Origin of the sequence: Bifidobacterium miconis (genome assembly GCF_019331735.1) — a bacterium.
Classification (GTDB): domain Bacteria; phylum Actinomycetota; class Actinomycetes; order Actinomycetales; family Bifidobacteriaceae; genus Bifidobacterium; species Bifidobacterium miconis.
In genome coordinates, this window is record NZ_JAHBBH010000062.1 from 1 (window position 1) to 10,529 (window position 10,529).

Sequence of the window (10,529 nt, forward strand, 5' to 3'; positions counted from 1 at the left end):
TTAGCGGCGTTCGCGGTACCCGCGGCGACGCCCATCGTGGCCAGCATGGCCAGCGAGGCGAGGCCGGCGAGCGGCGCGCGCCAAACCTTGTTGTTTCCTGTCATAGTCAGGAACCTTTCTTCTAGGGACACCGGGAAACAGCAGCAGCGGCAATAGATCGGGGGTATTCTTAAAGAGGGCTGGGAATGGTCTCCGGCCTTCGTTCTGCCGGCGAACGGTGCCGCCGGTGCGGAAGCAATAGGGCGCTTTCGATGAATTGACTCGTACGAGCCGAGAAAGGAAGGATTCATGAAGCAAGTAGGGAAAACATTGATCGCGCTTGTCGCGAGCGCTGGCATGGTGTTTGGCATGGCGGCGGGAACGCAGACGGCCATGGCATCAGCCGGACCGAACACTGGCTCTGTGTTCACGCTTCACGTCACGCCGAGCAGCGTATCCGACAAGACCGCCGGCCAGCTCGAGTATTCGTATGAGCGCAATCTGAAGTTCATTCTGAATGAGATCACGGTTCCTCAGATCAAGGTGGAGAAGGCATATCTCAATATGTCTTTCGTCAACAGCGACGGATGGTCGTGCCTGTCCAACAAGGACAACAACTATTGGACCGATTGGTATGACTTCCAGAACAAGAACTGTCCGAAGGAATACACCAAGGCGCCGGACGGCACGGATCTGCGCTCCGATGCGTATGATCCGAACAATCTGCCCACGCCGACCGCGGAGTTCCGTGTTCCTATTGCCACTGACGGCAACAAGGCTCCGTATGCGGTTGGCGCCACCCCGGTTCCGGAATCCATTCGGTCCATTATCGTCAAGAAATCCGCGGATCCCACGCTTACGGGCATTGATTTCGTGCTCTGGCAGCAGGCGGAATCCAGCAATAAGGGTTGGGGCGGCAACACGGTTACCGCGGTGTGGACCAGCAATGTGGTCCGAGTGAGTTTTGACCGTACTGCTACTCCCAATCAGCCGTCCACGCCGAATACCCCGAACACGCCGGATACCCCGTCGACTCCTGAGCCGGACGAGCCCAGCGAGCCCACTACGGGAACGGTCTCGGTGTATCGTCTGTACGATCCAAAGACGCACCTACACCTGTACACGACCGACCCGAATGAACGAACCGTGCTCTCGACAAAGCGCGGCTGGCAAGACGAAGGTATCGTGTTCCACGCTTCCGGCAACACTACCGGCGCGACCCCCGTATATCGCTTGTACAATCCCAAGACCAATCGACACCTGATCACGTTGGACGGGAACGAACGCACTACGCTGACCACTCGCCGTGGGTGGAAGGACGAAGGCATCGCCTGGTATCAGGCTAAGGACGGCTCGGTGCCGGTGTATCGCATGTATTCGCCGAAGTTGAGCGAGCATCTGTATACGACCGACGTCCATGAATATCAGATCAACTCCACGAGAGGTTGGAATCCGGAAGGCGTTGCCTGGCAGGGACAAGCCGAATAGGCATAACGGCGTAGTCTTCCGCCTCCAAGCATTGACTGCGGACGGTAGCGACCCTTGAATCCTTGATCCCCCAGTCTTCGATCTTGATGGAATATCGTGCATCGAAGGCTGGGATCATGCGACTTGACGGGTTCCTGGCACGCTATATCATCAAAATGCCGAAAACAGGGAGCTGAAAAGAGTCGGAGGAAGACGGGCATGCCGCATCGTACAGGAACAACGTCACTGCGGAGTTTGAAAGTCCTCGTCCCGTTCTTGTTGGTTTGCCTGGCAGAAACGACCTTATTCAATCTGCCATTTTGGGAATCGCTGTTCTTCCCCGCAACACAAACGGTATCAGTGACGACCGGCACGGGAATATCGGTTCAGGATGGTCGGTATACCATCATCGGCACTGCCGATGCGGTGTTGCGTTTGCAACTGCCGGAATCGTCGGGAATGACGATCCGCAACGTTTTGCTGGATATGGCGCAGCCTTCCGAAAGCGGCCATTTCACTGCGGGGCATACGTTCACCGTCATCCCGTCGATCAAGGACGAAGGTCATTCGACGAGCGCAGCCAATACGAATGCCGCTCATGTGTCCGAAGGCCTTGTATCAACGCACTATATCCGGCTGCACACCGCGGGAAAAGTGAAGAGCCTGTCATTGTCGTTCTCGGACGATGAAGGCGCGTCTTTCGCCCTGTCTTCCGTCCGTATCAACGCACGGCCGCCATTTCATTGGACATGGTCCCGATTCCTGTGCGTGCTGGCCGCCGTATATCTGGTGTACGTGTTTTGGCCGACGCGATCCATGTACCAATGGCGGTTGAATCTTCGTGAGAACCGTCAGAAAACCGTGCTGGCGGTCTTTTTGGTTGTGCAGGCGCTGGTATTGGTGTTGACTACGCAGTTGATTCTTCCCTCGCACGTATTTGCGTCCACGTATCTGACGGCGCACGGCGCGTTCATCAATGATGATAACCAGTACAATCATTTGGCTGACGCCATACTTGCCGGACATGCGTATTTGGATCTGCCGGTTCCCGACTGGCTGACGACCATGACGAATCCGTATGATCCGCCGTCCCGCGCGGCCATGACGGCAAAGACCGGTGAGCCGACGTACTGGGATTATGCGTTTTTCGACGGAAAATACTATTCGTATTTCGGCGTGCTTCCCGCTTTGCTCACGTTCGTGCCATTCAAGCTTATGACCAGACATGATCTGCGCACGGATGCGGCCGTCGCACTGTTTGCTGTCGCGTTTTTGCTGGCGTCGGCGTTCTTTCTGCGGAGGATCTTTGCTCGTTATGCGCGCAACGTGTCGTTTGGCGTGTACTTGGCGTCGTGCTTGGGGTTTGTGACGGGATGCGGCGTATTGGTGCAGACGTTTTTGCCGAAGATCTACTCGTTGCCCATTCTTTCCGCGCTTACGTTCACGTTGTGCGGCCTTGCGCTGTGGCTTGGTGCGAGAAAACGGCATGGCCGTATGAGCAAGTCGTCGTTGATGCTGGGCGCGTTCTGCATTGCGCTTACCCTTGGGTGCCGCCCTCAATTCGTATTGACGGCATTGTTCGCATTTCCGATATTCGCTCAGGAGATTTGCGAACGACTGTTTTTCTCGCGACGAGGATTGACGAATACGCTTTGTGCCGTCCTGCCATTCTTGCTGTGCGGGGCTGCCGCGATGGCATACAATCATGTCCGTTTCGGCTCGTTCTTTGATTTCGGAGCACAGTACAATCTGACCGGATTCGATATGGTGCGCAGCGAACGCTCTTTGGCCCGCCTGCCGTGGGCCCTGTGGCTGTACCTGTTTCAACCGTTGAACGTTACCGCCGTGTACCCGTTTCTTAAGCAGGTGGATTCCGCTTCGATGTATCACGGATTCCTCATTATGGAACCCACGTACGGTGGACTGTTCGCCTTTGCCCCCATGGCGCTGTTTGTGGTCTGCATTCCTCGATTCCACTGTCAGTTGCGCCGGCTGCTACCTTTGGCTGCGCTGATGGCGGGCTATGCGTTTGTGGTGCTGACAGTGGATATGCGCATTGGCGGTGTATCGTCGCGCTATTTGAGTGATTTCAGCTGGACCATACTTGCCGTGGCTTGCGTCGTCGTGGCTGTTGTGTTGCAGGAATACGAGCCTGGGCTTGAGCCCAACGTTGCGGCGAGTTCGATGCGTACCGTCATTCTCTACACGTTTGTCATACTGGTGCTTGCCGGCGTTGCTGTATCGTACTGGAATCTGCTGTCGGACGGAAAGTTCGGCGAACTGCGGACCTACAACAACACGCTGTACCGGCTGGTGGAATCCTGGTTCCTGCCGCTGGCTTGACGCTGGCCCAACATACTCCACGGCATGCAGGTATGAGAAGAGCCCCCGGCAAAAGCCGGGGGCTCTTCTCATTGCAGATAAGCAAAACTTATCGGCGCCAACGCAGGATGCCGTTGTCGTCATACTTGCAGGTGTAGGTCACACCATTCTTCTTGCCGATGCCCTTGGCTCCTTCAGGCGAGCAGAACGCGCCGGGCGTGATGCCGTTCTGCACGGTCGGCGTCTGCGGCTTGCTCGGGGTGGACGGCTTGTTGTTCGGAGTGTTCGGCTTGGACGGCTTCTTGCCGAGAGCCTCGTATTCCTTGGCATCCACGGTCCACAGGTGCTCGCCATTGGACTGGTTGAGTGCACGGTACACGGGCAGCGTGGCGGAATCGCTCACATACCACGAGATGCCCTCGTACTGCCATCCATGGCGCTGCACCAGAATGTCACGTTCGGAGGAGTCCATGGTGTAGTTGTGCTTCTGGCTCCTCGGATTGTACACGCGGTAGACCGGCTGGCCCTCGGTGTCGGCATGGAATGCCACGCCTTCATATGTCCAGTGGCGCTTGTTCTTCAGCACATCGCGCTCGTTGGCGTCGGTCGTGTAATGGTGCAGTCCGGTGCGCGGATTGGCCAGACGATACACTTCCGTGCCTCCCGTGGCGGGAGCCATCCATGCGATGCCTTCCTGCACCCATGCCGCATTGGCGGTCACTGCGGTCATCGGCATGATGCACAAGCCTGCGATCAACGTCAGCAGTGCCACCATGGCCGATACGATCTTTCGAGTTCTCATAGGAAAACCTCCATCACCTCATTGTTACCCTCGCCTTCAGTATAAGACGAGAAGCGACACCGAAGAGCGGATTCTTCGCAGACGATGATTATTTCCGCCTCGCATGCCGTATCGGCTCATGGCCGCGTCGCGGACGGTCTGCAGTGTCGACGATCGCGATCATCATCCTGCTGATCGGATGCACCAGCAACGTATCGAGCACGAACGATACCGCTCCAGCCGCGATGAAAATAATCAGCACAATTTCCGCGCCAACGATCAGCTTGTCGAAGAACGTGTCGGGTGTCGGCATCATACCGGTGATCGTCGGCCAGATGATCCGGTACCAGAACATGTTCTCGTGAATCAGATAGATACCGAACGTCGACGCGGCGGCTCGCAAGATCAACGCTCGCGGGAATCCTCGTATCCAAGACAAGTCCACTTCCAACGCGAGCAGCACGATCGCCGCCGCAATGACAATCGGCAGCACTTCGATGCCGGGCTTGATTTTCGTTTCCCAAGCGAAAAATGTCGTGAACGTCGTGCGTTCCGCCGCATGGTGATTGAACACCGTCATCACAACGGTGGAGGCCGCGATGATCGCCGTCAGCAGCAGCGGCTTGGCCGGCATGCGCATTGTGCGGCCATATACGCGGATCCATCCGCCCGTCACGTAGCCGAGAATCGCGTAGGTGAAGTTCGTCCATACTGGCGTGGACACGTTGAACAGTTTCCATGTGGCAAGGAATCCCAGCAGCAGCATCAGACATCCGATGCTGCGCTGCGACAGATGCTCGAACAGGCAGTTGAGAAACGGCGAAACCAGCAGCATCACGATATATGCGGTGACGAACCAGTACGAGTTCGAGAGAAACGGAAACAACACCGTCACGATGGTGTGCGGCAGCTGCTCGCCCTGCAGCAGTTCGGTGACCTTATCGGGCAACGTCAACGATCGATGCCGTGCGACAAGGATCAGCGCAAACGACAGCACCGAATAGCAGAACATCTGAAACCACGTGCTGAACACGCGCCGCACTTGGAAATCCTTGCGCACCAGAAAGTAGCCGGAGATCATAAAAAAGATCGAGACGCCGACCTGACCGTACTGGACCACGAGAAACGCCAATGCGGATTTCCAGCCGGGAAGATACTGCAATGGCACGGTGTCGATGTTCAGCAGCCACGGTATGTGCAGCGTCGCATGGCAGGCCACGATGAGCAGCATCGCGACGATGCGCAGCACGTCGAGGTTCAGATTTCGACGTATGGTGTGCTTGGCGATCATGATTGCCCCTTCGCTTCCCGTCCCGACTTCGACAACGCGAGACAGTCTACCAACACAGCCCGGCAATACAACGAGCCATGACCGGCTGACTCGGCACGACAATCGGCCTTGCCGGATACACTGTTACGGTGTCTACCCAAACATTGCAGCCCGTCGTCTCGCGTCGCAGCAGCCTGCGATTTGCCATTCCCGGGCAAGACAAGATCGTCCTCGTGTTCGTCGTCCTGTATGCGTTCGCGCAAGTCGTTCTCGCAGTGCGGCACGAACCATGGAGAGACGAGTCCCAGGCATGGCTGATCGCCCGGGATGCCACACCGTGGCGGATCGTCTCCGATCTCACCAGCCAAGAGGGGCATCCGGCATTATGGTTCTTCGTGCTCATGCCGTTTGCGAAACTCGGCGTCGGCTATTGGAGCATGGAAATGCTGAGCGTGGTGATCACCGTGCTCGCCGCTGTGCTGCTGATCGCGGTCAAAGCGCCAACGATTTGGAAGATCGTCGTGCTGTTCACGCCACTGTTCTGGTACTGGCCTTCCGTGGTGTCGCGCAGCTATTGCCTGATCGCATTGTTCGCCATGCTTGCCGCGGTCCTTTACCCGCGGCGGAACCGGCATCCATGGGCGTACGCGCTGGTGGCGGCATTGTTGTTCCAAACCCATGCCTTGACGTTCGCCTTTGCGGGAATGCTGGCGCTGTTTCAGATGATCGAACTATGCAGGCAACGCCGTTTCCCGTTCCCGACACTGTTGCCGGCAACGTCCGTGCTTGCCGCGCTCGGTGAATTGATGGGCGGCGAACAGCCGGTACCGATGACCGGCTCCGTGCTCGACCGTCTGAAGATGCTGACGTCGCCGATTGCCGGCTCCGTGGGTGGGGGCCATCAGACGCTGACGTTTGCCGTGGTGACGATGCTGATTGCTGCCGTGTTGGTTGTGACGGCGGTTCGTAGTGTGACTGCAGCGTTGTATGGATTGGCCGGCGTAGTATGGCTGGCGTTTATGGACGTTGTCGTCTATCCGATCAGCAATGTACAGAAACTGGCCGCATGGTTGTCGATGTTGCTGCTTGTCGTGCCGTTTTCGGCTGCGGACGCGGGGCAGCGATCAAACGCAAAACCAAACGCGAGGCATCGTAACATCAGCATTGACGGTACAAATCGTATGGCGTCTCGCATGCTTGTCGGGGTGAGCCTGATCCTTGCGCTGCTGCTGACGCCGTCCACCATGGAAGCCTCGTACAAGGATCTGACCGGATCATTTTCGGCTGGCCCGGCGTTGGGCCGGTTGCTGAATGACCATACAACGGGCGGTACGGTAATCGTGCCGATCGCGGATCGCGGATCGCAGTATGCGGTCAGCAATGCACTGCCATACCTGACCCGTGGGCAAGTCATGTGGAGTATGGCCGTGAATGGTGAGATCTCCTACGTGACGAACCAATTCCGCGATTACTGGAACCAGCATGGCTCCGTCTCCGACAAAGAAGCTCCCGAGCAAGCCGCAATGCTCGTCGATGAACATATCGCCCGGAACACGCAGACAATCATCGTCGCATGCGCGGATTCCGGCCAAACCGGACTGGACAATGCATTCTCGCAAGATCGGCGCATGACCCTGTTGGGAACGGTCGATGAGCCCGACGTCAACGAGTCGCTGCGTTCCGTGCATGGCGGCATACGCTGCAGCGCGTACGCATACAAGCGTGATTAACAGAAAACGGGTGATCCGGTTTCCGGACCACCCGTTTTCTCAGTTAATCAGAGGTGAGGTCACAGGCCCTTCCAAGCCACGCCTTCCTGGTTCCAACCCTTGGAGGCGTTCACCTTGTACTCGTTGGCATCCGTGGTGTACAGGTGCTCGCCCTTCTTCGGGGAGTACATGCGGTACACCGAAACCGTGCCCTTATCGGACTGGTACCAGGCGATGCCTTCGTTCTTCCAACCGCGCTTAGTGGTGAGCACCTTGATTTCGTTCTCATCGGAGCTCAGCACGTGACGCTGGTTCTTGGAGTTGTACAGGCGGTAGACCGGCGTGGTGTCGTCGCTCTTCTTGGCAGCCTTGAAGACGACGCCCTCGTTCTTCCAACCGCGCTTGGTGGACAGCACGTTCTTCTCGTTCTCGTCGGAAGTGTACACATGCAGACCGGTGGAAGGATCGTACAGACGGTACACCGGAACAGCGTTATCGTCTTCGGAGACCACGGAAGCTTCGGACTGGCCGAACTCGACGTTCTTGACGGTGCCGTCCTTGGCGAGCGTCACCTTGGCGCTGAACGCCTTGGCGAGGTTGATGCGCTGATAGCCTTCAGAGGAAGCATCCAGCGGATAGCCGGAGTCAATTTCGGAAGCTGCAAGCACAGCCTTGCGCTGAGCGGCGGTAAGAGTCGGGAACGCGGTGATCAGCAGGTTCTCGGCACCTTCCGGAACCACCGCATCCTGGCCGGCCTTGCCGGTCTGTTCAAAGTTGTAGGTCATGCGGTTCGTGAACACGTCGATCGCGGACTGACGGTCGGTGACGGCCTTCTTGGAGACGGCGTCGACGAAGCTGTTCGTGTAGCCCTTGCCGGCGTTCGCGCCGAGGTTGTTCACGCACTGCTGGACGGTGTCGGACGCCTTGTCCTGCTTGGTTGCATGACCATCGGCCACGCAACGATCAGCCATGTAGGACTGCAGCTCGTTGTAGGCCGGGATCAGCTTGTCCGCACGGAACGACGCATCGGACCAACGGGTCGCGTTGGCGACCTCGCCGTCAATACGACCGCCCATGATGTCGAGCGGGTAGTGCACGCCGAGCACGATGCGGTTGTTGCCGGCCTCAGACGCGCGGGTCACGATTTCCGGTCCAAGCTGCGGGAACAGCGTGGCCAGAGCAATGCCGCCCGAGTACGCATAGGTGGTGTGGCCGGACGGGAACGAACCGGAGGTCAGGAATCCATCGTAGCCGGCGTCATGCTTCACGCCATCCGCGCTGGTCCAGACCGGAACGCGCTTGATGGCGACGGACTTATCGAGCCCTGCGGCCACGTAGCCGGCGTCAGTGCGGTCCACGAACGGACGCGGATGGTTGAACGTCACCTTGGCGGTGCCGGTGTCCAGATAATCGGCGGACAGGCTCTTGCCGCCATTGATCAACAGCTCGTCGGTCTTCGGCAGCGAACCATCCTTCAGGCCTTCGGAGAAATACTTGCCAAGCACCGGGCCAAGCGCATCAGGCAACGTCTCGGCCATCTTGTAGTCGGAATCGACAAGCGCACGCTGCTGCTGCGCGGTCGGGGTCTTCACTCCGTCGCCCTCGCTGTCAGCCTCGGCGGCCGCATTGTTGATGGCCTGAGTCATCGCATCATCGTTCTTGAGCACGTCCGCGTTCGCCACGGTACCCTTGCCGAACGGCTTGGACGGATCGTTCTTGTCGTACGTGTTGGCGGGCTTGTAGTAGTTCTCGTAATCGCCCAGCAGCTTGACCAGATCAGGCTGAGCAGCATCAGACGGGTACGTGTCGGCCGCATTCGCGGTGATGCCGGCGCAAGCAAGCATGGCCATCGTCGCAACGCTGGCCATGGTGCCCAGCACTGCACGCTTCGCAATAGTATGCTTCATGATTCTCCCATTCCTCATAGGATTCCAACAGCTTCAGTTGTAGAACCGTTCGGGGAATAACACTACCGAGGTGAAGCAAAGGTCATCTGCGCATAACCAACATTTAACCTTGGTACGTAGTTGCATTTTCGAACGTGTTCTTGAAGGGGTCTTGTAATAGAAAAAGGCGGCTCAAACCGCGTGAGCCACACCCCCCTTACTTCTATAATGGGGCGGCGAGATATCTAGGAGGTAGATCATGAACATAAACGTCAGACGATTGACCGCCGCGTTGATTTCCATCGCGACACTGACAAGCGCGGTGGCTGTGGGAACACCCGCTGCCACCGCTGCAACAGCTCCAAAGGGCCTGATCGGTTTAATCGAGGAGTATGGGTCCCCGACGGCGAAAAACGTAATCTCATCGGATGAGACCTTCCATAAATGGCAGAATCTTGGTCTGGTCAAACCCGCTGGCTCTTCCAACTCATTCAACCTGTCCAACGTGCGCAAGGCCGTCGCTACCATCGACAAGGTCAACAAGGATCGTCAATCCGAAGGCCTGACCGAGCTGAAGATCAGCGACACGATCATGCTTGTCGCGGCTGGCAATAACGAGTATACGAACTACAAGGCCCAGCAAACCGGCACATGGGGCCATACTGGGGATACCGCGCACTGGAATCTTAGCGAAAACATCGGCCTGGGCGGCAACGTGGCCAACGCCGAGCTGGTCTGGTATGGAGCTGAAAAAAGCGAATTTGACCGGGCCGTCGCATCGGGTAAGTATCCAAATTTGGCTGAGCATCGCCACGACTCCCACTGGGTGTACCGAACCTATTACGACCTGTACGAAATTGTTGGCCACAAGAGCGTTGTCCTGCGAAGAAAAGTTCTGCTGCTCGGCGACACTTCCCTTCTCATAAGTAGTGCTCACGCCCTGCGCGCCACCAATGCTGTACTGCCCGTTATCGACAATGTTGAGATAGTGGCCAACAATTTCGTACAGGTCGTAATAGGTTCGGTACACCCAGTGGGAGTCGTGGCGATGCTCAGCCAAATTTGGATACTTACCCGATGCGACGGCCCGGTCAAATTCGCTTTTTTCAGCTCCA

At 57.4% G+C, this 10,529-nt stretch carries 7 protein-coding genes; 4 read left to right on the plus strand and 3 right to left on the minus strand.

Features of this window, described 5'->3' with window-relative positions; all coding sequences use genetic code 11:
* The first annotated feature begins 288 nt into the window (after window positions 1-288).
* Both KIH79_RS12255 and KIH79_RS12260 read left to right on the plus strand, forming a co-directional pair.
* Entirely contained in the window at window positions 289-1,467 is a 1,179-nt protein-coding gene (locus tag KIH79_RS12255; RefSeq protein ID WP_219059632.1) for a hypothetical protein, read from the plus strand.
* A 198-nt stretch (window positions 1,468-1,665) separates the two neighbouring features.
* Window positions 1,666-3,789, plus strand: coding sequence for a hypothetical protein (locus KIH79_RS12260; protein WP_219059633.1), 2,124 nt, complete (start codon window positions 1,666-1,668; stop codon window positions 3,787-3,789).
* 88 nt (window positions 3,790-3,877) lie between these two features.
* On the opposite strand, the gene KIH79_RS12265 is transcribed toward KIH79_RS12260, so the two are convergent.
* Window positions 3,878-4,570: a hypothetical protein gene (locus KIH79_RS12265; protein WP_219059634.1), complete on the minus strand. Its 693-nt coding sequence runs from the start codon at window positions 4,568-4,570 to the stop codon at window positions 3,878-3,880.
* 88 nt (window positions 4,571-4,658) lie between these two features.
* Window positions 4,659-5,942 (minus strand): acyltransferase, encoded by a 1,284-nt coding sequence (locus KIH79_RS12270; protein WP_219059635.1) that lies wholly within the window; start codon window positions 5,940-5,942, stop codon window positions 4,659-4,661.
* 26 nt (window positions 5,943-5,968) lie between these two features.
* Here KIH79_RS12270 and KIH79_RS12275 point away from each other — a divergent pair, with 26 nt between their 5' ends.
* A complete protein-coding gene (locus tag KIH79_RS12275) occupies window positions 5,969-7,549 on the plus strand; it encodes a hypothetical protein (protein WP_219059636.1) in 1,581 nt (526 codons plus the stop codon).
* 59 nt (window positions 7,550-7,608) lie between these two features.
* On the opposite strand, the gene KIH79_RS12280 is transcribed toward KIH79_RS12275, so the two are convergent.
* Window positions 7,609-9,435 carry a phosphatase PAP2 family protein gene (locus KIH79_RS12280; protein ID WP_236023852.1) on the minus strand — a complete coding sequence of 609 codons (1,827 nt, stop codon included), beginning with the start codon at window positions 9,433-9,435 and terminating at the stop codon, window positions 7,609-7,611.
* A gap of 238 nt (window positions 9,436-9,673) precedes the next feature.
* Between KIH79_RS12280 and KIH79_RS12285 the strand changes: the two genes are divergently transcribed.
* The coding region (locus KIH79_RS12285; RefSeq protein WP_219059638.1) for a hypothetical protein at window positions 9,674-10,529 on the plus strand (856 nt) is incomplete at its 3' end.

Bases quoted from the DNA above. Each gene is read 5' to 3' on its own strand.
- KIH79_RS12260 (WP_219059633.1), top strand. From the start codon at position 1,666: ATGCCGCATCGTACAGGAACAACGTCACTGCGGAGTTTGAAAGTCCTC.
- KIH79_RS12265 (WP_219059634.1), bottom strand. From the start codon at position 4,570: ATGAGAACTCGAAAGATCGTATCGGCCATGGTGGCACTGCTGACGTTG.
- KIH79_RS12280 (WP_236023852.1), bottom strand. From the start codon at position 9,435: ATGAAGCATACTATTGCGAAGCGTGCAGTGCTGGGCACCATGGCCAGC.
- KIH79_RS12255 (WP_219059632.1), top strand. From the start codon at position 289: ATGAAGCAAGTAGGGAAAACATTGATCGCGCTTGTCGCGAGCGCTGGC.